The organism is Aeromonas enteropelogenes (genome assembly GCF_000819845.1).
Lineage (GTDB): Bacteria > Pseudomonadota > Gammaproteobacteria > Enterobacterales > Aeromonadaceae > Aeromonas > Aeromonas enteropelogenes.
Genome location: NZ_CDCG01000018.1, coordinates 247,377 through 271,162, shown reverse-complemented (window position 1 = coordinate 271,162; position 23,786 = coordinate 247,377). Strand labels below are relative to the sequence as shown.

Here is a 23,786-nt window from a genome sequence, read left to right as displayed (position 1 = left end):
GACCAGTGAGGAAGATATGAGCATTATAAAAAAACAGGACTTTATCGATTCCATCGCCGACGCCCTTCAGTACATCTCCTATTACCACCCCCTCGATTTCGTTCAGGCTGCCAAGGCCGCCTATGATCGGGAAGCCAACCCGGCGGCCAAAGATGCCCTGGCCCAGATCCTGATCAACTCCCGCATGTCCGCCGAGGGCCACCGTCCGCTCTGTCAGGACACCGGCATCGTCACCTGTTTCGTCAAGATCGGCATGCAGGTGCAGTGGGACAGCGACATGACGGTGCAGGAGATGGTGGACGAGGGTACCCGCCGCGCTTACACCAACCCTGATAACCCGCTGCGCGCCTCCGTGCTGGCCGATCCGGCCGGCAGCCGCAAGAACACCAAAGACAATGCGCCGGCCGTGGTGCACATCGACATGATCCCGGGCAACAAGGTGGAAGTGAGCATCGCCGCCAAGGGCGGTGGCTCCGAGAACAAATCCAAGATGGTGATGCTCAACCCCTCCGACGACATCGTCGAGTGGGTCGTTAAAACAGTGCCCACCATGGGTGCGGGCTGGTGCCCGCCGGGCATGCTTGGCATCGGTATCGGCGGTACCGCCGAGAAGGCGGCCGTGCTGGCCAAAGAGGCCCTGATGGAGCATATCGACATTCAGGAGCTGATCGCCCGCGGCCCCGAAACTACCGAAGAGAAGCTGCGCGTCGAGCTCTATGACAAGGTCAACAAGCTCGGCATTGGCGCCCAGGGCCTTGGCGGCCTCACTACCGTGCTGGATGTGAAGGTCAAATCTGCTCCGACCCACGCCGCCTCCAAGCCGGTGGTGATGATCCCCAACTGCGCGGCCACCCGTCACGTGCATTTTGAACTCGACGGCTCCGGTCCGGCCGAACTGACCCCGCCGAAACTGGAAGATTGGCCCGAGATCACCCGCGAGGCGGGCGGCAACGTGCGCCGCGTCAACGTCGATGGCATCACCAAGGCCGAGCTCGCCAGCTGGAAGAGCGGCGATACCGTGTTGCTGTCGGGCAAGATCCTCACCGGCCGTGACGCCGCCCACAAGCGTATCGCCGACATGCTGGCGCGCGGTGAAGGGCTGCCGGAAGGGGTCGATTTCACCAACCGCTTCATCTATTACGTTGGCCCGGTCGATGCGGTGCGCGACGAAGTGGTTGGTCCCGCTGGCCCCACCACCTCCACCCGGATGGACAAGTTCACCGACATGATGCTGGGTGAAACCGGCCTTATCGGCATGATCGGCAAGTCCGAGCGCGGCCCGAAAACCGTCGAGAGCATCAAGCAACACCAGGCCGTCTATCTGATGGCCGTCGGCGGCGCCGCCTATCTGGTGGCCAAGGCCATCAAGAAGGCTCGCGTGGTCGCCTTTGCCGATCTCGGCATGGAAGCTATCTACGAGTTTGAAGTGGAAGATATGCCGGTGACTGTGGCAGTCGACTCCCAGGGTAACAATATCCACGAGACAGGTCCGGCCTACTGGTCGGCCAAGATTGCCGAGCTGGACGGCAAGCTGGCCTCCTAAAGGTTGGCTGTCACCACGAAGTGGCGAGTCTCTATAGCAAGGCGTATCTGCGGATACGCCTTTTTTATGCTTATTGCTGCCCGATCACCCTTTCTGCTCCCTTGCCTGTCGGGCAGGTGCGCGCATAAAAGGGTCACAAACAGCGCCTTTATCAAGTTATTTTTCCGCAGGTATTGATATTATTCCCGGCAATATCTATCGGGAGATCAGTGAGATGACATCGGCGGGGTTTGATTGGAGTGCTTCGGTAATCTGGGAGGGGCCGGGAGCCATCGCGGGCAGTGAAGAGCGCTTGAGTGTCGATCGGCTGGAACGCGCTCAGTACGCCCATTTTCTGACCAACTATCTCGCCGCCGAAGGCATACAGCGCAACTATGTGCTCAATCTCAATGCCGAGTGGGGGGCGGGTAAAACCTGGTTTATAAAGCGTTGGTATATGGAGCTGAAACAGCACTATCCCACCGTCTATATCGATGCCTGGCAGCAGGATTTTTCCGATGATCCCTTATTGACGGTCATTTCGTCGATAATCGATCAGCTAAAAGAGGTTGCAGGGAAAGACAATAAAATCCCGGAAGGTATGCGCCAGCGACTATTGGGATTATTCAAGGTAGGTAGCAAGCTTGCGTTGAAAGCGGCCATCAAGAAAGCCGGACTGGAAGAAGACGATTTTTCTCTGGAAGGGGAGGATGCCAATCAGTTGGTTGACGCCCTTTGTAGCAATCAGAAAGAGCGTTATGAATCGATCCAGTATCTTAAACAAGAGATACGGCAATGGGTTGAGGGGGCTGTTGGTTTAAGTGAGAGAAAACTGGATTTCCCAGCCTTTATCTTGATCGATGAGCTGGATCGTTGTCGCCCTTCTTATGCGGTAGAGATGCTGGAAACCATCAAGCATATCTTCGATATTCCAGGTGTAGTATTTGTGCTGGCGACGGATACCGAGCAGTTGCAACATACTATCAAGGTAATTTATGGGGAAGGGTTTGATGCTCAGACTTATCTAGGCAGGTTTTTCAAAAGACGTTTTTATTTGAATAAATGTCCAAGTTATTTTCTCATAGCAGAATTTGTTTCAGACCGTTTTGAGCTTCTATGTAGTAAAACATTTCATTGCTTTTCTGATGTTAATGAATTTTCTAAAGTAATGGCAGACATTGTGGATGCATTTTCACTGTCTGCAAGAGAGATTGAAGCATTCTTGGATACATTATTTGCTATATTGCACTCAACTTCTGAAGGCTCTATTGATATCATTTATTTGTCTGCTTTAGTTATCATGCATTCAAAAAACCCCATTGCATACATGACCATTCGCAATGGTGGGGAGCTCCTAGAAATTGAGCTTAATAATATGAGAGCAAATAGAGATAGTGTTTTTTCATTTAAAAACAAAATAAAGTTATCATTAATTGTTAGTTATTGGTCAGGCGTTCACTCAGGACGCAATGAAAAGGTAGTTTGTCAAACGAATGACTTTTATTCGTATGTGTTACAGGTTCACAAAATTCTCGATGGTTACTACTCTAGCAGTAATGGTTATAAACCTAATGATATAAACCAGCTTACTTATACAAAATCTGGCGTTAGGTATGATGATCGAGGTGAATATTATCAAGTGTGTCTTGAAAGTAAAAGATTGGCAAATTCTGACTATATAGAGCTGGTCGAATTATCTACCTTGTTACTATGATAGATGGGCTTTACGCCCATCTATCAATATACAGTTATTTATTGTGCCGCTCATAAAGTCGCTGCACCACATCCTGTAATCCCAGCCCTTCGTTTTGCAGTAGCACGGTCAGGTGATAGAGCAGATCCGCGGATTCGTTGATGAGCTCCTCCCGATCCTTGGCCATGGCGGCCAGGGCTACTTCCACCCCCTCTTCACCTACCTTCTGGGCGATGCGCTTGGTGCCTTTACCATAGAGGCTGGCGGTGTAGCTGGTGGCTGGATCCGCGCCTTTGCGTGCTGCCAGGATCTGCTCAAGCTCGGCCAAAAAGCCAAGGGGCGGCACCGGGTGACCGTCGAAGCAGGAGGTTGTCCCTTTGTGGCAGGTGGGGCCTACGGGATCGGCGGCGACCAACAGGGAGTCCTGATCGCAGTCGGTGCTGATGGCGACGAGTTTCAACACATGGCCCGAACTCTCCCCCTTGGTCCACAGACGCTGCTTGCTGCGGCTAAAGAAGGTGACCTGGCCGGTCGCCAGGGTTTTGTCCAGGGCTTCCTTGGTCATAAAACCTTGCATCAGCACCTCGCCGCTCGCGGCATGCTGGACGATGGCGGGGATCATGCCGTCGCACTTGGCCCAGTCCAGGCGCTCGATCAGCGACACGTCGTTATTTACAGCTTGATTATTCACGGATGGCGACTCCTTCGGTTTTCAGCCAGCGTTTCAATTCGGGAATGGGGATAAGCCCCTTGTGGAACACGGAGGCGGCCAGGGCCCCGTCCACATCGGCGAGGGTGAAGGCATCGCGAAAGTGCTCCATGGCGCCGGCGCCGCCGGAGGCGATAAGCGGCACCTTGCAGACGGCCCGCACCAGTTTGAGTTGCTCAAGATCATAACCCTGGCGCATGCCATCTTGGTTCATCACGTTCAGCACGATCTCGCCCGCGCCACGCTGTTGTACCTCCTGCACCCAGTCGAGGGTGTGCCAGGTGGTGGTACGGGTGCGGCTCTCGTCACCGGTAAACTGCTTGACCTGATAGTGGCCGGTTTGGGCATCAAAATAGGAGTCGATGCCCACCACCACGCACTGCACGCCGAAGCGCTCGGCCAGCCGGGTGATAAGGCGGGGATCGGCCAGGGCAGGGGAGTTGATGGATACCTTGTCGGCACCAAATTCGAGGATCTGGCGGGCATCCTCGACGCTCTTGATGCCGCCGGCGACGCAGAAGGGGATGTCGATCACCTCTGCCACCCGGCTCACCCAGCTCTTGTCCACCACCCGGGCATCGCTTGAGGCGGTGATGTCATAGAACACCAGCTCGTCGGCGCCTTCCTCGGCGTAGCGGCGGGCCAGTTCGACAATGCCGCCCATCACTTCATGGTTGCGAAACTGCACACCCTTGACCACCACGCCATCCTTGACGTCGAGGCAGGGGATAATTCGTCTTGCCAGCATCAGTTGCCTCCTGTTTCTGTCGGGGTAGATGCAGCGGGCGCTGCCCAGCAGGCGATGGCGTCACCCACCGAGAACTTGCCCTCCAGCAGGGCGCGGCCGAGGATGATCCCCTTGACCCCGGAGCCCTTGAGCGCCTCGATATCCTCGATGCCGCCAATGCCGCCGGAGGCCTGGAAACCAACGCTCGGGTAGCGGGTGCAGAGATCCCGGTAGAGTTCGACGTTGGTGCCAGTCAGGGTGCCGTCACGGCTGATGTCGGTGCAGAGCACATGTTTGAGCCCGACGGGGAGGAAGCGTTCGATCAGCGCCTCTATGGTTACCCCGCTGTTCTCCTGCCAGCCGGCCACCGCGATATGGCGATTGCCCTCCTCATCGATATTGACGTCCAGTGCCAGTACGATGCGCTCGGGACCGTATTTTTCCATCCAGCTGGCCACCAGATCTGGGGATTTGACGGCGGTGGAGCCGATCACCACCCGGCTGGCGCCGGCGGCCAGCAGATCCGCCACATCCTGCTCGCTGCGTACACCGCCCCCTACCTGCACCGGCGCTTCGGTCGCCGACAGCAGTTGGGCGATGAGGGGGAGCTGGCGCGCCCTGGCATCCTTGGCACCGTCCAGATCCACCAGGTGCAGCTGCACCGCCCCCTGGGAGACATATTCGTCGAAGCGGGCCTGCGGGCTGTCGCTGTAGGCGGTCTTCTGGCCGTAGTCGCCCTGATAGAGCCTCACGACTTGGCCGTTGATAAGATCGATTGCGGGAATAATCATGGCAGTCACAGCTCCAGAAAGTTTTGCAGCAAACGGGCACCGGCAGCGCCGGATCGCTCCGGGTGGAATTGGGCGCCAAAGAAGTTGTCCCGCCCCACGATGGCGGTAAACGGCTGGCCATAGTCGCAGGTGGCGATGGTGGCGCCGGTCACTTCCAGGGCGTAGGAGTGGACGAAGTAGAAGTAGCTGCCACTTGGAATGCCCTTGAGCAGAGGGTGGCTCTCGTCGTGCTCCACTTGGTTCCAACCCATATGGGGCAGGCGCAAGTTGCCCACCTCCATCAGCCGGATCTTGCCAGGGACTATGCCGAGGCAGTCGATAAGCCCCCCCTTGCTCTCGTCCTTACTCATGATCTCTTCGGAGGCCTCCGCCAGCATCTGCATGCCGAGACAAAAGCCCAGCAGCGGTTGTCTGGCGGCGCGAATAAGCGGCACAAGATTGCGCTCGTTTAGGTTCTTCATGGCGGCCACGGCGGTGCCGACCCCGGGCAGGATCAGCTTGTCAGCCGCTTCGATATCGGCCGCCTCGCGGGAGACCTGCGGCGCCGCGCCGAGGCGTTCGAACGCCATCCTGACCGAGGCAAGGTTTGCACACCCCGTGTCGATAATAACCAGCTTCTGTTTGCTCACATCCATCACAGCACCCCCTTGCTGGAGGGAAGTTCACTCCCTTCCACCCGGATCGCCTGGCGCAGGGCGCGGCCAAAGCCCTTGAACAGTGCCTCTACCTGGTGATGGGTGTTGCCGCTGCCCACCTTCATCTGCAGGGTGATGGCCATGGCGTCCGAGAGGGAGCGAAAGAAGTGGGGCACCATCTCGGTGGCCATCTCGCCCACGCTGTCGCGGCCAAAACCGCTCGGGCAGTCGAACACGAAGTAGGGGCGGCCGCTTAAATCCAGCGCGGTGGCCACCTCCTGCTCGGTGAGCGGGGTCTCTTCATCCGCACGCGGCCGGCCATCGATGACCGCTTGTACCTCATCCATCGCCAGCACGAAGCCGAAGCGGCCGATGCCGCGCTTGTTGCCAAGGGCCTGGCGCAGCACCTGACCGAGCGCGAGGCCGACGTCTTCCACCGTGTGGTGATCGTCGATGTGCAGATCGCCGCTCACCTTGAGCTTGAGCCTGAAACCTGCGTGGGTAGCGATCTGATCGAGCATGTGATCAAAAAAGCCAATGCCGGTTTCAATCTGGTTGCCGCCGCTCTTGTCTAAATCCACTGCCACCTGGATGCGGGTCTCCTTGGTGTAGCGCTCCACCTCGGCAACCCGCCCTCTGGAGAGCAGCTGATCACGGATGGCAAGCCAGTTGTGATCTTGCGGGTGGTAGCGAATACCGCCAATGCCCATGTTCTCGGCGAGCTGCAGATCGGTCTGGCGATCGCCAATCACGAAGGAGTTGGCAAAGTCGATGCGGCCCGAGGCGAGATACTCCTTCACCAGGCCAAGGTGGGGCTTGCGGCAACTGCAACCGTCGGTGGGGAAGTGGGGGCAGATCAGCACTGTTTCCCAGCTCACCCCTTGCGATTCGAAGAGGTGCATCATCAGGTCGTGGGGCGGCTGGAAGTTTTCCAGCGGCAGGCTGGCGGTGCCCAGCCCATCCTGGTTGGTCACCATCACCAGCACGTAGCCGGCGGCCTGCAGCTCGCGCAGCACCGGGATCACCATGGGTTCGAAGCGCAGCTTGGCGAGGCTGTCCACCTGCTTGTCGGTCACCGGCTCTTCAATCAGGGTACCGTCGCGGTCGATAAACAAAAACGGGGTCTTCATCGCTACATCCTTGTCTTACAAAGTGGGAGAGGGCAGATCACGCAGCACGGCCAGCACGGCGTCCATCTCGCCCTGATAGCCGATGGTGATGCGAATGCTGTTATCAAGGCCGGGTTTGGTCGAGAAATCCCGCAATATGATGCCGGCGGCCTTCATGGCGGCAAACACGCCGGCGCCATCCACAAAGCGCACCAGCACGAAGTTGCCCTTGTCCTCGAACACCTCTTTTACGCACGACAGAGTGGCCAGTTCGGCCTTGAGCTGCGCCTTTTGTTTGTTGAGCTCCAATACCCGCTCCGACATCAGTGCCAGCCCCATGGGAGAGAGGGCCTGGACCGCAATCTGGGCGATGGGCTCCGGGATGGGATAGGGGGCGATAACCTTGGCCAGCATGGCGATCACCTCGGGGCTTGCCAGGGTAAAGCCGCAGCGGATCCCCGCCAGGGCAAAGGCCTTGGAGAGGGTGCGGGTCACCACCAGGTTGGGGAAACAGACCAGCAAGTCCACCACGGAAGCCTCGGGGCAGAACTCGATATAGGCCTCGTCCACCACCACGATGGCGCGATCCCGGGCCTTCTCCAGCAGGGCGATGAGTCCGTCACGGCCCACCAGATCCCCGGTGGGGTTGTTGGGGGAGCAGAGGAACACCAGCTTCACGTCGCCGAGACGATCGGCGATGGCGGGCCAGTCCGGCTGACGCGCAGGCGTCAAGGGCTGCTCGACGATGCCGACGCCACAGGTTTCGGCGCTGATGGCGTACATGCCGTAGGTGGGCGGGCAGATGAGGATCTGATCTTCACCCGCTTCGCAGAAGGTGCGGATCAAGAGCTCGATGGCCTCATCGGCGCCGCGGCTCACCAGCACCTGATCCGGATTGACTCCGGCGTAGGCGGCGTAGCCGTTCACCACCTCGGCTGGCTGACACTCGGGGTAGCGGTTGAGACGGCTGCCCTCGATGGTGAAGGGATAGGCCTGTGGCGCCTCGTTGGCGTTGAGCCAGACGTGACCCTTGCCACCGATGCGACGGGCAGATTGGTAAGGGGTGAGGGCGCGCACCACGCGGCGAGCCAGATTGGCAATGCTCATGACAAATCCTTTTGCTGTGAACCGGTTTGGACGGCGCCCGAGAGGGCCTGCAATCTCAGGGTGACGGCATTTTTGTGGCCATCGAGCCCCTCGGCCTGGGCGATGCGCTCGACGATGGGGCCAAGGCCGCGGATGCCGCTCTCGCTCAGCTCCTGCACCGTGTAGCGGCGCTGATAGTCGGCGAGGCCAAGGCTCGAGCAGGTGCGGGCATAGCCATAGGTGGGCAGGGTGTGGTTGGTGCCGCTGGCGTAATCGCCGACCGATTCCGGTGTCCATGCCCCGAGGAAGATGGAGCCGGCATTCTCGAGTCGGTCCAGCAGCTCGCGGGGGCCACGGGTCTGCACGATAAGGTGCTCCGGCGCGTAGGCATTGGAGATGGCACACGCCTCGGCCAGATCGTCACAAAGAATCACCAGACTGCTGCCCAGCGCCTTGGCGGCGATGTCGCGGCGAGTGAGCTTGGCCAGCTGGCCCTTGATCTCGGCGCCGATGGCATCGGCCAGCAGGGGGGAGGTGGTCACCAGCACCACCTGGCTGTCGGGGCCGTGCTCGGCCTGGGAGAGCAGATCCGCCGCCACGAAGGCCGGGTTGGCGCTCTCGTCGGCGATCACCAGCACCTCGGAGGGGCCGGCGGGCATGTCGATGGCGGCGCCGCGCCAGTCGCGCGACACCTGGCCCTTGGCTTCGGTCACATAGGCGTTGCCCGGGCCGAAGATTTTGTCCACCTTGGGGATGCTCTGTGTGCCATAGGCCATGGCGGCGATGGCCTGGGCGCCGCCGATGGCGAACACTTTTTGCACGCCGCAGGCGCGGGCGGCGAACAGAATCTCGTCGCTGGCGGGGGACGGAGTGCAGAGCACCACCTCGCGACAACCGGCCAGGCGTGCGGGAATGGCCAGCATCATCACGGTGGAGGGGAGCGGCGCGCTGCCCCCCGGCACATAGAGGCCGACCCGACCGATGGGCTGGGTACGCAGCTCGCACACCACCCCGGGCTGGGTCTCGACTCGCACCACGGGCTGCTGTTGGGCGGCGTGGAAGGCGCGAATATTGGCAATCGCCGCCTCGATGGCGCTCTTGATGTCGTCATCGAGGCGCTCGCAGGCGGCCTCTATTTCGGCATTGCTTACCTGCAGTTGCTGACGCGGGGCACGTTCGAAACGCTGGCTCAGCTCGCGCAGGGCCTCGTCGCCCCGGCTGCGTACCGCAGCGATGATATCCCGCACCACGGCGCCGATATCGGCCTCGTCACTCAAGGCGGGCCGGGTCAGCACGTCGGCCTGCTGGGCGGGGGAGAGGGTCTTCCAGATCAGGGTCTGCATGGTTTGTCCCCTCACTCCATCATCTTTTCGATGGGCAGCACCAGGATGGAGCTGGCCCCCAGGGCCTTGAGCTGCTCCATGGTTTCCCAGAACAGGGTTTCGCTGGAGACGACGTGCAGGGCCACTTGGTTGGTCTCGCCCGCCAGCTGCATAATGGTGGGGCGCTCGGCCCCCGGCAGCAGACTGGTGATGGCATCGAGCTTCTCTTTGGGGGCGTGCAGCATGATGTACTTGCTCTCGCGGGCCTGCTGCATCCCCTGAATGCGGGGCAGCAGCTTGTCGATAAGCTTCTGCTTGGCATCAGACAAGGGGTTGGGGGCCTGTACCAGTACCGCCTTGGAGCGGTAGATCACCTCCACCTCTTTGAGACCGTTGGCCTCCAGGGTGGCACCGGTGGAGACCAGATCGCAGATGGCGTCGGCCAGGCCCGCGCGCGGCGCCACTTCCACCGAGCCGCCGAGCATCACACTCTTGAAGCCGAGCCCCTTCTCATCGAAGAAGCGCTTGAGCAGGCCTGGGTAGGAGGTGGCGATGCGCTTGCCGGCGAGACTCTGTGGTCCGGTGTAGTTGACGTCGTCCGGTACGGCCAGGGAGAGGCGGCAGCCGCCGAAGTCGAGCTGCTTGAGGGTCTTGACCGCAAAGGACTGGCCCTGGGAGGCGCGGATGAGTTGCACCTCTTCCAGCACGTTCTCGCCAATGATGCCAAGGTCGACCACCCCTTCCATCACCAGTCCCGGGATATCGTCATCACGCACCCGCAGGATGTCGATGGGCATGTTTTCGACATGGGCGATAAGGCGTTGCTCGCGCAGGTTTATCTTGAGGCCGCAGCTCTTGAACAGGGCCTGGGAGTCCTGGCTCAGACGACCGGACTTTTGCATGGCGATACGCAGACGTTGTGTTTCCATTTGCTCGATTTCCTTCTAGTCAAAAACGAAAAAACCCTCGGAAGTGGGTGCTTCCGAGGGTTTATGAATCTTGCGGTCCTTTTGGAAGTCACCAGTTAAGTGTCTTCCAGCAGTCAACCTCCTGAAAGACTATTCGGGATGATGATGGTGGTGATGAGTCTTCAGGGTGGTGAACTGCATGTAATCAATCCTTTACAAATAAGATGTCGTAATTGACGCCTGATTTAAACTACCTGCCTTGACAGAAAAAGCAACCCGAAATTGTGATTTGATCGATTAAAATTGAGAAAACGGTTTTCTGGTCGATAACTAGACAATAACCCCTAGCAGGAGTCGACATCATGCCCAGCCAGGACCTCTTGTTCCCCATCTTGCCCCGGGCGCCCGCCACGCCTGGCAGCGAAGAGATCAAGCGGGAAGTGACCCAGATCAGCCAAAAGCATCAGCTGCGCAAGACCGGCACTGATAACAGCGACTCCCAGCAGCGCCAGCAGCCGTACCCCTCGGCCAAGCATGATCAGCCAACGTCGGAGGAGGACGATCACAAGCCCGATCCCGAGCATCAGATCGATCTCTTCGTCTGAGCGCAGAATCAGTCCCGCTTTCGCCGCGCTTTTGGCATAATGCCCCCTTTTGCTGCGGGACTCCCTTTTGACCATCCAGACCCTGTTCAAGCCAGACGGCCCTCTGGCCAGCCATATCGACGGTTTCAAAGCCCGCGCTCCACAACTGGAGATGGCCGAGGCGGTGGCCCGTGCCATCAAGAGTGGTGGCCGTCTGCTGGTGGAGGCGGGGACAGGTACCGGCAAAACCTACGCCTATCTGGTGCCGGCGCTGGAATCCGGCAAGCGGGTGGTGATCAGTACGGGCTCCAAAAACCTGCAGGAGCAGCTCTTCTATCGAGACTTGCCTACCATCACCGGCGCACTCTCCTATACCCCGCCGGTGGCCCTGCTCAAGGGGCGCAGCAACTACCTGTGTATCGAGCGGATGAACCGGCTCTTGAGCGAATCCCATCTGCAAAAGCCCGAGATCCTCAATGATCTGGTCAAGGTGAAGTCCTGGTCCACTGCCACCGACAACGGCGATGTGGGAGATATTCCGGGACTGCAGGAAAACGCCGAGATCCTCACCCACGTCACCAGCACCAACGACAACTGCCTGGGGCGCGACTGTCCCTATTACGACGATTGCCACCTGGTCATTGCCCGGCGCCGCGCCATGGACGCCCAGGTGGTGGTGATCAACCATCACCTCTTCTTCGCCGATCTGGCGGTGAAAGACACGGGATTTGGCGAGCTGGTGCCACAGGCGCAAGTCTATGTGTTTGACGAGGCGCACCAGTTGCCCGAGATCGCCACCAACTACTTTGGCAAGTCGGTGGGCAGTCGCACCATTCAGGATCTGGCGCAGGATATCCAGCTCGCCTATCGGGCCGAAGCCCACGACATGGCCCAGCTTGGCAAGGCGGCGGATCGGCTCGCCATCGCGAGCCAGGACTTGCGCCTCGCCTTCGGGGTAGATGGCGGGCGCGGCAATACCCGCGATATGCTGCGCCAGCCCCTCTGGGGACAGGCGCTGGCTCGCCTCAACGACGCCATCGGGCTCTGTTACGAGGTGTTGAAACTGGCGCTGGGGCGGGGCGAGCAGCTGGATCACGCCTTCGAGCGGATCTGCGAGCTGCGCACTCGCCTTGGCGAGGTGCTGGCGGTGAACCAGACCGGTTTTTCCTACTGGTATGACTGCTCGCGGCTCCATTTTTCCCTCAACTTGACCCCGCTCTCGGTGGCCGAGCGTTTCGGGGCCGAGGTGCAAAGTCCCGAGGTGGCCTGGGTGTTCACCTCCGCCACCCTGACGGTTGATCAGCGCTTCGATCACTTCGTGGCCGAGCTGGGCCTGGCCGGCAGCGCCGAGCTTATTCTGGACAGCCCGTTCGATTACAGTGAGCAGGCGCGCCTGTGCGTGCCCCGCTATCTGCCCGAGCCCAACGCCTTTGGTCGGGGCGAACAGTTGGCCAACCTGATGATCCCCCTTATCAACAAGACCCCGGGGGGCTGTTTCTTTCTTTGCACCAGTCATCAGGTGATGCGTCAGGTGGCCGAGGTGCTGCGCCGGGAGATCGGCCGCACCGTGCTGTTGCAGGGGGAGGACAACAAGCAGCGGCTGCTCAAGGAGTTCGTGGAAAATGGCCGCGCCGTGCTGGTGGCTACCAGCAGCTTCTGGGAGGGGATCGACGTGCGAGGGGCTGCGCTCTCCTGTGTTATCATCGACAAGCTGCCGTTTGCCAGCCCTGACGATCCGCTGCTCAAGGCGCGGGTCGATGATTGCAAGCTCAAGGGGGGCGATCCCTTTGCCGAACTCCAGCTGCCCAAGGCGGTGATTGCCCTGAAACAGGGGGTGGGGCGGCTTATTCGTGATCGCAGTGATCATGGGGTACTGGTGATCTGTGATCCCCGCATGGTCAACAAACCCTACGGCGCCACTTTTATCAAGAGTCTGCCCGCCATTCCCCGTACCCGGGAGCTGGCCATGCTGGGGGATTTCTTTGGCGCCAAGGCATGACGCAGCCGAGACGAACTCGTTGTGCTGAGTTGGGCTGAGACCTCGCGCTCGGGGTATATCCCTTGGGCGCTTGCTGGCAGCGCGTCGGGTCTGCGAGCACTGTTAGCGTGATTGAACTTGTTTGAACAATAGATCGGCACTGTTTGCCGGTCGGTAATGACATTGACTGAATGTAATCGAGATTGGAACGCATGAACGAGTTGAAGATCCTGGCCGTTGATACCGCCACCGAAGCCTGCTCTGCCGCCTTGCTGATGGGTGACAAGGTGTTTTCCCGTTGGGAAGAGGCGCCGCGGGATCACACCCGCAAGATTTTGCCCATGGTTCAGGCTCTGTTGGAGGAAGCCGGGATAAGTTTGAGCGAGCTGGATGCCATCGCTTTCGGCCGTGGCCCTGGCTCCTTTACCGGTGTGCGGATCGGCATCGGGGTCGCCCAGGGGCTGGCCTTTGGCGCCGGTGTGCCGCTTATCGGCATCTCCACCCTGGCGGCCATGGCGCAGGGGGCTCATCGTCTGGACGGGGCCGAGCATGTGCTGACCGCCATCGATGCGCGGATGAACGAGGTTTACTTCGGTCACTATGAATGGCGCGATAGTCGCATGCAGTTGGTAGGTGAGGAAGTGGTGAGCGATCCCGCCGCCCTGGTGGCAAGTCGTGGCAAGCTGGCAGACCAGGTGACTTGCGTCGGCACCGGCTTTGAAACCTATGGTGACACCCTCGCAGGGCTTGCCGACGAGCGGATGGGGAGCAAGGTGCGCTTTCCGGCAGCAGAAGACATGCTGCCCCTGGCACGCACCGCCTGGCTGGCGGGCGAGGCCGTCCCGGTAGAAAAAGCGACTCCGGTCTACTTGCGTGACAAGGTGACCTGGAAGAAGCTGCCGGGTCGCGAGTAAGGGCAGGGTAGGCAATGGCCGTGGTGCCACCCTTGCTACCAACCGATGAACATCCCCTGTCGGCCGGTGCAGTTAGCACTGGTCGGCGCGGGAACTGACGATCTGAAAAGGAGAGTGACATGTTCAAGCGTGCGATGGTGATGGGAGCGGCCGTGTTGCTGCTCGGAGCCTGCAGCTCTGTGCCCAAAGAGCTGGCCTATGAGCCTGAAAACCAGCTGGTGGCCTATCAGCCCGCGCTGGCACTGGAGGGCAAGCCTGCCCGCTGGAGCGGGGTGATTGCCGCGGTGCACAACAAGGCGGATCAGAGCGTTATCGAGGTGGTCTATCTTCCGCTTAAATCCAACGGGATACCGGAGCAGACCGAGCAGAGTCCGGGGCGTTTTTTGGCAGTCATGCAGGGCTTTGTCGACCCGACCCTCTATGCCAAGGGGCGCAGCCTGACGGTGCTGGGGACCACGGACAAGCCGGTGGACGGCCAGATTGGCGAGCACAAGTATCGCTTCCCGGTGCTCAAGGTGACGGGCAGCAAGCTGTGGCCGCCGGTCAAGGAGGTGGAGATCCGCTATATGGACCCTTACTTCTACGACCCCTTCTATGATCCCTTCTGGCCGAGACGGCCGCTGCGCCGCTAGGGGTGAACATGATTGACAGCCTGCAGGAGCGCTTTCTCACCCTGGCGGATGGTCGCCGGGTGGCCCTGCTCGACAATGGCCAGCAGGGCAAGCCGTTGCTGGTGGCCCTGCATGGCTGGCTCGACAACAGTGCCAGCTTTCTGCCTCTCGCCCCTCATCTTGATGCCTTTCACCTCATCTGCGTCGATCTGCCTGGGCATGGTCACTCGGATCACAAGCAGACTCCCTATGTCTTCGTCGACTGGCTGGACGATCTCTACCAGATCACCCAGGCTGCGGGCTGGACCAGGTTCACCCTGCTTGGTCACTCCCTCGGGGCACTGATCGCCTCGGCCTATGCCGGGGTATTTCCCGAGCAGGTGGCGCGGCTCATCATGCTGGAGGGGTTGGGGCCGCTGAGTCAGCCTGATGAAGAGGTGCCAGCCCAGCTCAAACGTGCCATTGTCAACCGCAGCCGTACCCGCGAGCGTGCCACCGGCGGGTTTGTTTCTATCGACGATGCGGTGGCCGCCCGCTGCAAGGTGGCGGATATCTCTTCGGCAGCGGCACGCCTTATCTGCGAGCGCCAGCTGGTGGAGCAAGATGGCCGCTGGTACTGGCGCAGCGACCCCAGATTGCGGGATCTCTCGCCCCTTCGCATGAGCGAGGGGCAGGCCAGGGCGCTGATGGGGGCAATCCGCGCGCCCGTGCTCTTCATTCAGGGGGAGCAGGGCTTTGCCAGCCTGCAGGCACAATGGCAGTCGCGTCAGGATGCTTTCAGAGAGATAGAGCGGGTCCTGTTGGCGGGAAATCACCATTTTCATATGGAAAATTGTGCCAAGACCGCTGTTTGTATCGAAAATTTCTGCAAAATTCGGTAGAATCAGTGGCTTTCAATAATTCCAGGTTTGTTTTCCCCCTCACACTTTTTCATTGTTAATGTGCTGTTAATTGATGTTGCCCTATGTAAATATGGGCGGCGTTAGAGTATGAGCTTAAAACAGTTGATTGAAATTGCAGTGAACAGGGACGGAGGCAACACAGTGAGCGCACAGGTGCTAGTTATGCAGGAGAAGTTCGTGGAAAAAGTCTGGCTGAAGCGTTATCCGGAAGGGGTTCCGGCCGAGATCAATCCAGACCAATACAGCTCCCTGGTCGATATGTTTGAAGAGTCGGTAAACCAGTTCGCCGACCAGCCCGCCTTCGTCAACATGGGGCAGACCATTACCTACCGCCGACTGGAAGAGCAGTCCCGCGCCTTTGCCGCCTACCTGCAAAACGAGCTCAAGCTGAGCCGTGGCGATCGGGTGGCGGTGATGATGCCGAACCTGCTGCAGTACCCCATCGCCGTGTTCGGCATCCTGCGTGCCGGCATGATAGTGGTCAACGTCAACCCGCTCTACACCCCGCGGGAGCTGGAGCACCAGCTCAATGACTCTGGCGCCAAGGCCATCGTCATCGTCTCCAACTTCGCCCATACCCTGGAAAAAGTGGTCTATGACACCCCGATCAAGCACGTCATCCTGACCCGGATGGGGGACAACCTGGGGCTGGCCAAGGGGACCCTGGTCAACTTCGTGGTGAAATACGTCAAGAAGCTGGTGCCCAAATACAATCTGCCCCACGCCAGCACCATGCGCCAGGCCCTCTCCAAGGGGCGTTACCTGCAGTACATCAAACCCGAGATCAGCAACGACGATCTTGCCTTCCTGCAGTACACCGGCGGCACCACAGGCCTCTCCAAGGGGGCCATGCTGACCCACCGCAACATGATTGCCAACGTCGAGCAGTGCCTCGGTGTCTACGGCCCCATGCTGGAGCGGGGCAAGGAGTTCGTGGTCACCGCGCTGCCGCTCTACCACGTCTTCGCGCTCACCGTGAACTGCCTGCTGTTTATGCGCCTTGGTGGCTACAACCTGCTCATCAGCAACCCCCGCGACATCCCGGGCTTTGTCAAAGAGATCAAGAAGTACCCCTTCACCTGCATCACCGGGGTGAACACCCTGTTCAATGCGCTGGTCAACAACGACGAGTTCCAGGGCATGGACTTTACCAAGCTCAAGCTGACCATCGGCGGCGGCATGGCGGTGCAGCGGGCGGTGGCCGAGAAGTGGAAGACGCTGACCGACACCCCGCTGTTGGAAGGTTATGGTTTGACCGAGTGTTCTCCCCTGGTGAGCGTCTGCCCGTACGATCTGAGCGATTACAACGGCTCTATCGGTCTGCCGGTCTGCTCCACCGATATCCGTCTGGTAGATGACAATGGTCAGGTGATCACCGAATTTGGCACGCCGGGCGAGATGCAGGTACGCGGCCCGCAGGTGATGGTCGGTTATTGGCAGCGTCCCGAGGCTACTGCCGAGGTGATGCAGGATGGCTGGCTCTGTACCGGCGACATCGCCGTGTGCGACGAGCAGGGCTTCTTCAAGATCGTCGATCGCAAAAAGGATATGATCCTGGTCTCCGGTTTCAACGTCTACCCGAATGAAATTGAAGACGTGGTGGCGCTGCACCCGAAAGTGCTGGAAGTGGCGGCCGTCGGCGTGCCGCACAAGGTCTCCGGCGAGCTGGTGAAGATCTTCGTGGTCAGGAAAGATGCAAAACTGCAGGATGACGAGATTATTGCCCACTGCCGCAAACATCTGACTGCCTATAAGGTGCCGAAACTGGTAGAATTTCGCGACGAACTTCCCAAGACCAATGTGGGCAAGATCCTGCGCCGCGTCCTGCGCGACGAAGAGATTGCCAAGCAGTAACCGGCGTCGCCAGGCCTCTTGGCCAGGCAGCGCAGTGATGCAAAACCGTGGGACATCCCACGGTTTTTTCTTTTGGCCCTGAAAACTTGCAGGCAAAGATGCACTATCAATTCATTTCACAGCAAGCCGAACTGGAGCAGTATCTCGCTTCTCTGGCCGACGTTCCCCTGGCCATCGATACTGAATTCGTTCGCACCCGCACCTATTACCCTCAACTGGGCCTGTTTCAAATCTACGATGGCAAGCAGCTGGCGCTGCTCGATCCGCTCACTCTGGATCTCGCCCCGCTCTGGCGACGGCTTGGTCGGGAAGGGCAGATCGCCATCCTGCATGCCTCCGGCGAGGATCTCGAACTTATCCAGCACGAGGCCGGTCATTTGCCGAATCAGATGCACGATACCCAGCTGGCGGCCGCCTTTCTGGGCTATGGCGTCTCGGTGGGCTTTGGTGCCCTGGTCAATGAATTCCTCGGCGTGGCCCTTGAGAAGGATCAGGCCCGCACCGATTGGCTGGCTCGCCCGCTGACAGACCGCCAGCTCGAATACGCGGCGGCCGATGTCTTCTACCTGATGCCCCTCTACGACAAGGTGATGAGCAAGCTGCGTGAAAGTGGCAAATTTCCCTGGTTCGAGCAGGAGTGCCAAAACCACTCCGCCCGCAAGACCCAGGGCAACGATCCTCGTCAGGCTTATCTCGAGATCGTCAACGCCTGGCAACTGGGTCGCCGCGAGTTGGCGATCCTGCGCGAGCTGGCCGCCTGGCGCCAGCAGGAAGCGGTCCGCCGGGATCTCGCCCTCAACTTCGTGGTCAAAGAGCTGCACCTGTTCAAGGTGGCGGAACGCCGTCCCGCGTCCCTTCGCGATCTCAACGAACTGGGGCTCTCGCCCATCGAGATCAAGATCCACGGCAAGCGGATGCTGGATATCGTCGCCAAGGCCCAGCAGAGCGATCCCGACAGCTGGCCCGAGCCCATTCGCCGGCTGGTGGACTTCCCCAAATACAAGGCCGAGCTCAAGCGTATCAAGGCCCTGGTGGACGAGAAGGCCAAGGTCAGCAATATTCCGCCCGAGCTGATCGCCAGCAAGAAGATCATCCACCAGTACTTCACCTGGAGCTGGCGGATGAGCGACGAAGAGCGGGCCCGCGCCGACAAGCCCATGCTGCTGCAAGGGTGGCGTCATGAGCTGGTAGGCCATCTGCTGGAGCAGTAAGCCAACGCTTTGCGGCCTGAAAAATCCTCACCCCCGGGTGGGGATTTTTGTTTTCTGCTCTTGAAGGCAGAGTTGAGCTCGTGGTTGACCCGCCCGGATAGCGGCCTCACTTGGCGGCAATAGGTGGTGGCAATGGGCAAAAAGCAGGATGCAGCGGCGGAAAAGGTGCCAGTTAACTGCAAAATGACAGCTTAGAAGCAAAGAGAAAGGGAAGAGAGGCAGCGGCCAATGCCGCTGCCTTTTGATCACCAGATGGGTTGGGTCAGGTAGGGGTTGCTCACCTTCTCGCGGCCGAAGGTGGAGCTGGGGCCGTGACCCGGGATAAAGACGATCTCGTCGCCCAGCGGCAGCAGGGTCTCGGTGATCGACTTGATCAGCGTCCCGTGATCCCCGCGCGGGAAGTCGGTACGGCCAATGCTGCCGGCAAAGAGCACGTCACCGACCCAGGCGAGCCGCTCGGTTTGGCTGAGCAGCACGATATGGCCAGGGGTGTGGCCGGGGCAGAAGTAGACGTCCAGCGCGCACTTGCCCACCTGCACCTTGTCACCCTGTTCGAGCCAGCGGTCGGGGGCGAAGGCAGGGGTATGGGTGAAGCCGAACATCTGGCTCTGCTGGGGCAGCATGTCGAGCCAGAAGGCATCTTCCTGGTGGGGGCCGGTGATGGTGACGCCGGTTCTCTCCCGTAACTCTGCGGCGGCGCCCACGTGATCCAGATGACCGTGGGTTAGCAGGATGTGAGTCAGGGTCAACCCCCGCTTGGCGATGGCGGCCAGCAGTTTGTCCGCTTCGCCACCCGGATCGACAAGGGCCGCCTCACGGGTCTCGTCACACCAGATGAGGGAGCAGTTCTGGGCGAACTGGGTGACCGGGATCACCTCGAATTTCAACATGGGAATTCCTCTTGCAGCGCTTGCTGATAAGGGCCGGATCAGATCGCCTGGCTGGCGTGCTGCTCGGCAAAATAGTCGAGACATCCCTGCTTGTCGCCCCGAAACACGATGCGCTCCTGCTTGTTACCAAGCTGGTAGAGATACATGGGGTCGTAGTAGCGGGTCAGCAGCAGGGTGATCCAGGCCAGATGCAGCGAGGTATCACCGCTGCGGCTTTGCTCTTCAAGGGCCGTTTGCATCAGCTGATCCAGCTCGCGGTGGGCCTGATCCCCCAGGCGGCGCTTGAGGCGGGCCAGGGCGTCGGTCAGGTAGGCGGCAAACAGGGGCCAGCCGGCTTCATTGCCATACATGGCCTGATAACGCAGCCAGAGATCGTGCACATAATCCTCGCGGATCTGCTCGGCGCGTTCGTGTTGCGGCACATCCACCACCACCAGCGGTGCCTGGCACATGGTCTCATAGAGGGAGAGCGGCAGGCAGCAGCGACCGATAAGGCGGCTCTCGTCTTCCACCACGAACGCTTGCTCGCCGTGGTGACGACGCTTGAGCAGCTCGATGGCCAGGTTGTTTTCAAAGTTGATGTTGCTGGGCTGGCCCCCCGGCAGTTGGCCAAACGACGACCCCCTGTGGTGGGCATGGCCCTCCAGATCCACCGCCTGGGTCACCTGATCCAGCATATGGGTCTTGCCGGAGCCGGTCATGCCGGTCAGCACGCTCCAGTGACACTCGGCAGAGGCCTTGTCCTGGGTGTCGATCAGGAAGCGGCGCAGCTCCTTGTAGCCTCCGGCGATGCGGGGACGGGTAACCCCTGCATCATGGAGCCACTGTTGTACGGTTTGCGAGCGCAGGCCGCCGCGAAAGCAGTAGAGCAGGGCATCTGGCTGCTGGCGCAACTGCGCCAGCCAGCCTTCGATGCGCTCGGCACGCACCGTTCCCCCCACCAGCTTGTGACCAAGCTCGATGGCGGCGGCCTGACCCTGCTTCTTGTAACAGGTCCCCACCTGGGCACGCTCATCGTCCGTCATCAAGGGCAGGTTGGTGGCACAGGGGAAAGCCCCCTCCTTGAACTCGATAGGGGCGCGCAGGTCAATCAGGGGGATGTCGTCCAGAAAGACCCGGGCGTAGTCGGTGATCAGCGGCAATCCGCTCATTGGATAACCTCGATAAAGCGGTTGCCTTCCAGAGCCTTGATCTCGCCGATGGGCGAGAGGGAGAGGCCAGCGTCACGGGCGATGGCGAGCAGGGCTTCCTCGCTCTCCTTGCCTACGGCTACCAGCAGGCCGCCACTGGTCTGCGGATCGCACAGGATGTTGCGGGTGCGATCGTCCATGGCATCGAGCTTGTGGCCGTAAGAGTCGTGGTTGCGCAGGGTACCGCCCGGCACGCAACCCTCACTCAGGTAGTAATCTACTTCGTCCAGCAGCGGCAGCGCCTTGAAGTCGAGGCGGGCGCTGACCCCTGAGCCTTCGCACATCTCCAGCAGATGACCGGCCAGACCAAAACCGGTCACGTCAGTCATGGCGTGGACCCCCGGCAGCGCGGCGAATTGCTGGCCGATCTTGTTGAGGGTGCACATGGCGTTGGGGGCCAGTTGCTCGTGCTCGGGCTTGAGCTTGCTCTTCTTCTGGGCGGTGGTGAGGATGCCGATGCCAAGGGGCTTGGTCAGATAGAGGGTGTCACCCACCTTGGCGGTGTCGTTCTGCTTGATGGCGTCCAGTGGCACGATACCGGTCACAGCCAGGCCGAAGATAGGCTCGGGGGCATCGATGCTGTGGCCGCCGGCCAGTGAAATCCCTGCCTCGTGACACACCTGACGACCGCCGTCGATCACCTGTTGAGCCACTTCGGCGGGCAGGGTGTTGATGGGCCAGCCGAGGATGGCGATGGCGACGATGGGCTTGCCGCCCATGGCGTAGATGTCGCTGATGGCGTTGGTCGCGGCGATGCGGCCAAAGGTGAAAGGATCATCGACGATGGGCATGAAGAAGTCGGTGGTGGAGACAATGCCCTGACCGTTGCCGATATCGACCACGGCCGCGTCATCCTTGCTGCTGTTGCCGACGATAAGGGTCGGATCGTTGAACCCCGGGATCTGGCTCTTGAGAATGGTATCGAGCACCTTGGGAGAGATTTTGCAGCCACAACCAGCGCCGTGGCTGTATTGGGTCAGACGAATGGAAGACATACTTACCCCCTTGCTTGTGCAGGCGCTCCGGTGGGGCGCCTTGATAAACGGGCGGAATGAACCGCAAAAAACGGGTGGCCTTGGCTGCCATCAAAGGCGGCGCCGCAGGCAGTCACGCAGGGCTGCCAAGCCGGACGGGGAAAGGGGGCGATCAGATGCGCCAGCGTAGCCCCGTCAAGGGCCACAGGACGGGGTATTATGCCACAATCGGCCCCGCAGGTTCGAACAGGAATTCATGGCCAAAACGACCAATTGCTGGACAATTGGCCCCGTTATCGGGAGAAATGGGTCATAAACGGAACATTACAAGGAGTTCAGGTGAACACGACACTGCGGGTCAACCATCCCATCACGCCAGAAGCCTTCGTCCAGTTGCTGGCGAAGACCACATTGGGGGCCAGGCGCCCCACGGAGAATTTGTCGACCATTCAGGGCATGCTGGATAACGCCGGTTTGCTGGTAACCGCCTGGCAGGGAGAGGAACTGGTGGGGGTGGCCCGCTCGGTGACCGATTTCTGTTACTGTTGCTATCTCTCTGATCTGGCGGTGGCCGAGGCGGTGCAAGGGCAGGGGATTGGCAAGGCATTGATCCGCGAGACCTTCCTGCAGCTGCAACCGGGCTGCAAGCTGATCTTGCTGGCCGCTCCCCAGGCTGTGGATTACTACCCCCGCCTCGGGTTTGGCCAGCACCCCAGTGCCTGGGTCATGAACAGTCTGGATGAGCTAAGCTAACCGGCCTGGCACTTTTGGAGCAGGTCATCATCCTGCCCGCTCCAATGCCGGTTGGCGCGCCTGACCAACGCGGCGCAGGCGCCGCTGCAGTGGCCGCTCAAAGAGGTGATAGCTCACCGCCGAGAGCGCGATCAACACCGCCAGCATCAACAGGGTTGCCACCACTCCCAACAGCGGGTTGGTCTGGGCATACCACCACTCGGTCAATTCTGGCGCCAGGTAGTGGATAAGCTCACAACCGGTTAGCAGCACCAGAGCATGGAGCAGGTAGATGGAGTAGGAGAGATCCCCCAGCCAGTTGGTGAGGCGGTTGTCGAGCAAGCGCAGCAGCGGGCTTTGGCGCTTCCCTTGAGAGGCGGCAATCCAGATAAGCAGCACGTAGGCGCAGATCAGCAGCAGGGTCAGTTGCGGTGTCATGGTGAACTGCAGCAGCACGAAGGGCAGCAGGAAGGCGATAAGCAGTGGCAGATCCCGTTGCATCATGGACAAACTCCGCGCTGCCTTGACCCTGGGCAGCAACCAGAGGCCGAGCACGAACTCACTCACCCCACGACCAACGGCCAGCGCCCCGCTGGTGACATCCAGGGTCCCCCGGCTATGCACGATAAAGGCAAGCACTGTCAGTGCCAGCATGGGGGCGAGGTGACTCCAGCGGCTGCGGGTGACTGCGAGCGGAATGAGCAGCGGGAACAACAGATAGCTTATCCACTCCACGCTCAGGGACCAGGCGGCGAAGTTCCAGGTCAGCCCCTGATCTGTCACTACCTGCAGCAGCAGGAGTGCACTTGGCAGCGCCTCGGCCGGGGTAAAGGGGGAACCGAACGGAGGCATTCCTTCCCACTCCCACATCTTGAACAGGGGGCCGCCGTAGAAGCCCACTCCGTGCTGCGCCTTGTAAAGCTCCCAGCCTACCAGCAGCACCAGGGTCACAACATAGAGGGGGTAAACCCGGGTCAGTCGCAGCCAGAGAAAGCGGCCATAGCTGACGGTGCGGCGGGGGGCGGTGAAGGCCTCACCGTAGACATGGGCCAGCACCAGCCCGCTCAGGATAAAGAAGAGATCGACCCAGAGATAGCCATTCTCGATGAGTTGGGTGACCCCAGCTATCGACTCCATCCACTGGGGAAAGAGCAACAGACGGGCGTGGAACAGCACCACCATCAGGGCAGCGATGCCCCGCAGCGGCGTTAACAGCGGCAATGATTGATTCATGACGTTATCCCTTGTGATGTTCAGCTTGGCCTGACATCGATTTTTGTTGTTGTGCCGACCCCTCAGTCCTGATGGGGCGGCATCCCGGACGCAGGATCGCCTCAGGCTGGCTTACGTTACGAGAAAGAGAGTCATACGAGTGTGATTGAAGTCATAGATGTGCACTTATTGTGCAAAAACACGCAGTAAAGGATGACAGGGGCCAAGCGGG

22 protein-coding genes and 1 other annotated feature are annotated in these 23,786 nt (G+C 60.1%); of the genes, 10 read left to right on the top strand and 12 right to left on the bottom strand.

Annotated features, from left to right (window positions below; all coding sequences use genetic code 11):
* The first annotated feature begins 16 nt into the window (after nt 1-16).
* Nucleotides 17-1,543 carry a fumarate hydratase gene (locus tag BN1123_RS08000; RefSeq protein WP_042026294.1) on the top strand — a complete coding sequence of 509 codons (1,527 nt, stop codon included), beginning with the start codon at nt 17-19 and terminating at the stop codon, nt 1,541-1,543.
* A 214-nt stretch (nt 1,544-1,757) separates the two neighbouring features.
* Entirely contained in the window at nt 1,758-3,236 is a 1,479-nt protein-coding gene (locus tag BN1123_RS07995; protein WP_052449249.1) for a KAP family P-loop NTPase fold protein, read from the top strand.
* 34 nt (nt 3,237-3,270) lie between these two features.
* Here the strand turns inward: BN1123_RS07995 and hisIE are convergent, their stop codons facing one another.
* Genes hisIE through hisG form a run of 8 tightly spaced genes read right to left on the bottom strand, consistent with a single transcriptional unit; the run spans nt 3,271 to nt 10,523 of the window.
* Nucleotides 3,271-3,906, bottom strand: a complete 636-nt coding sequence (gene hisIE, locus BN1123_RS07990) for a bifunctional phosphoribosyl-AMP cyclohydrolase/phosphoribosyl-ATP diphosphatase HisIE (protein ID WP_042026293.1) — start codon at nt 3,904-3,906, stop codon at nt 3,271-3,273.
* A complete protein-coding gene (gene hisF / locus BN1123_RS07985) occupies nt 3,899-4,672 on the bottom strand; it encodes an imidazole glycerol phosphate synthase subunit HisF (RefSeq protein WP_042026292.1) in 774 nt (257 codons plus the stop codon). Before hisF ends, hisIE begins: the two co-directional genes overlap by 8 nt.
* The gene (hisA, locus tag BN1123_RS07980) at nt 4,672-5,442 is read right to left on the bottom strand and encodes a 1-(5-phosphoribosyl)-5-[(5-phosphoribosylamino)methylideneamino]imidazole-4-carboxamide isomerase (protein ID WP_042026290.1); all 771 of its coding nucleotides are present in this window, start codon (nt 5,440-5,442) and stop codon (nt 4,672-4,674) included. The genes hisF and hisA overlap by 1 nt, the downstream gene beginning before the upstream one ends.
* A gap of 5 nt (nt 5,443-5,447) precedes the next feature.
* Nucleotides 5,448-6,077 (bottom strand): imidazole glycerol phosphate synthase subunit HisH, encoded by a 630-nt coding sequence (hisH, locus tag BN1123_RS07975; RefSeq protein ID WP_042026288.1) that lies wholly within the window; start codon nt 6,075-6,077, stop codon nt 5,448-5,450.
* On the bottom strand, nt 6,077-7,207 hold the full coding sequence (gene hisB, locus BN1123_RS07970) for a bifunctional histidinol-phosphatase/imidazoleglycerol-phosphate dehydratase HisB (protein ID WP_042026287.1): 1,131 nt from the start codon (nt 7,205-7,207) through the stop codon (nt 6,077-6,079). The genes hisH and hisB overlap by 1 nt, the downstream gene beginning before the upstream one ends.
* A gap of 15 nt (nt 7,208-7,222) precedes the next feature.
* Nucleotides 7,223-8,293 carry a histidinol-phosphate transaminase gene (gene hisC / locus BN1123_RS07965; protein WP_042026286.1) on the bottom strand — a complete coding sequence of 357 codons (1,071 nt, stop codon included), beginning with the start codon at nt 8,291-8,293 and terminating at the stop codon, nt 7,223-7,225.
* On the bottom strand, nt 8,290-9,615 hold the full coding sequence (hisD, locus tag BN1123_RS07960; RefSeq protein WP_042026285.1) for a histidinol dehydrogenase: 1,326 nt from the start codon (nt 9,613-9,615) through the stop codon (nt 8,290-8,292). The genes hisC and hisD overlap by 4 nt, the downstream gene beginning before the upstream one ends.
* An 11-nt stretch (nt 9,616-9,626) precedes the next feature.
* Nucleotides 9,627-10,523, bottom strand: a complete 897-nt coding sequence (hisG, locus tag BN1123_RS07955) for an ATP phosphoribosyltransferase (RefSeq protein ID WP_042026284.1) — start codon at nt 10,521-10,523, stop codon at nt 9,627-9,629.
* Nucleotides 10,524-10,548: 25 nt separating this feature from the next.
* Nucleotides 10,549-10,677, bottom strand: a sequence feature (His leader region).
* A gap of 187 nt (nt 10,678-10,864) precedes the next feature.
* Between hisG and BN1123_RS07950 the strand changes: the two genes are divergently transcribed.
* The 7 genes from BN1123_RS07950 (at nt 10,865) to rnd (ending at nt 18,556) form a co-directional block, all read left to right on the top strand.
* Nucleotides 10,865-11,107, top strand: a complete 243-nt coding sequence (locus BN1123_RS07950) for a hypothetical protein (RefSeq protein ID WP_042026283.1) — start codon at nt 10,865-10,867, stop codon at nt 11,105-11,107.
* Nucleotides 11,108-11,174: 67 nt separating this feature from the next.
* A complete protein-coding gene (locus BN1123_RS07945) occupies nt 11,175-13,085 on the top strand; it encodes a DNA repair helicase YoaA (protein WP_042026281.1) in 1,911 nt (636 codons plus the stop codon).
* A gap of 191 nt (nt 13,086-13,276) precedes the next feature.
* Nucleotides 13,277-13,978, top strand: a complete 702-nt coding sequence (gene tsaB, locus BN1123_RS07940) for a tRNA (adenosine(37)-N6)-threonylcarbamoyltransferase complex dimerization subunit type 1 TsaB (RefSeq protein WP_042026279.1) — start codon at nt 13,277-13,279, stop codon at nt 13,976-13,978.
* Nucleotides 13,979-14,097: 119 nt separating this feature from the next.
* Complete coding sequence (locus tag BN1123_RS07935; protein WP_042026276.1) at nt 14,098-14,610, top strand: Slp family lipoprotein; 513 nt, start codon at nt 14,098-14,100, stop codon at nt 14,608-14,610.
* A gap of 8 nt (nt 14,611-14,618) precedes the next feature.
* Entirely contained in the window at nt 14,619-15,470 is an 852-nt protein-coding gene (locus BN1123_RS07930; RefSeq protein WP_042026275.1) for an alpha/beta fold hydrolase, read from the top strand.
* Nucleotides 15,471-15,668: 198 nt separating this feature from the next.
* Nucleotides 15,669-17,345 (top strand): long-chain-fatty-acid--CoA ligase FadD, encoded by a 1,677-nt coding sequence (gene fadD, locus BN1123_RS07925; RefSeq protein WP_156130460.1) that lies wholly within the window; start codon nt 15,669-15,671, stop codon nt 17,343-17,345.
* A 98-nt stretch (nt 17,346-17,443) separates the two neighbouring features.
* The gene (gene rnd / locus BN1123_RS07920) at nt 17,444-18,556 is read left to right on the top strand and encodes a ribonuclease D (RefSeq protein ID WP_042026271.1); all 1,113 of its coding nucleotides are present in this window, start codon (nt 17,444-17,446) and stop codon (nt 18,554-18,556) included.
* Between the two features lie 245 nt (nt 18,557-18,801).
* Here rnd and BN1123_RS07915 read toward each other — a convergent pair whose 3' ends face one another.
* Genes BN1123_RS07915 through selD form a run of 3 tightly spaced genes read right to left on the bottom strand, consistent with a single transcriptional unit; the run spans nt 18,802 to nt 21,631 of the window.
* Complete coding sequence (locus BN1123_RS07915; RefSeq protein ID WP_042026269.1) at nt 18,802-19,446, bottom strand: MBL fold metallo-hydrolase; 645 nt, start codon at nt 19,444-19,446, stop codon at nt 18,802-18,804.
* 38 nt (nt 19,447-19,484) lie between these two features.
* Nucleotides 19,485-20,597, bottom strand: a complete 1,113-nt coding sequence (mnmH, locus tag BN1123_RS07910) for a tRNA 2-selenouridine(34) synthase MnmH (RefSeq protein WP_042026267.1) — start codon at nt 20,595-20,597, stop codon at nt 19,485-19,487.
* On the bottom strand, nt 20,594-21,631 hold the full coding sequence (gene selD / locus BN1123_RS07905; protein ID WP_042026265.1) for a selenide, water dikinase SelD: 1,038 nt from the start codon (nt 21,629-21,631) through the stop codon (nt 20,594-20,596). The genes mnmH and selD overlap by 4 nt, the downstream gene beginning before the upstream one ends.
* Before the next feature lie 318 nt (nt 21,632-21,949).
* On the opposite strand from selD, the gene BN1123_RS07900 reads away from it, so the two are divergent.
* Nucleotides 21,950-22,363, top strand: coding sequence for a GNAT family N-acetyltransferase (locus BN1123_RS07900; RefSeq protein ID WP_042026264.1), 414 nt, complete (start codon nt 21,950-21,952; stop codon nt 22,361-22,363).
* A 27-nt stretch (nt 22,364-22,390) separates the two neighbouring features.
* Here BN1123_RS07900 and BN1123_RS07895 read toward each other — a convergent pair whose 3' ends face one another.
* A complete protein-coding gene (locus tag BN1123_RS07895; protein ID WP_042026263.1) occupies nt 22,391-23,575 on the bottom strand; it encodes an acyltransferase family protein in 1,185 nt (394 codons plus the stop codon).
* Between the last annotated feature and the right edge of the window lie 211 nt (nt 23,576-23,786).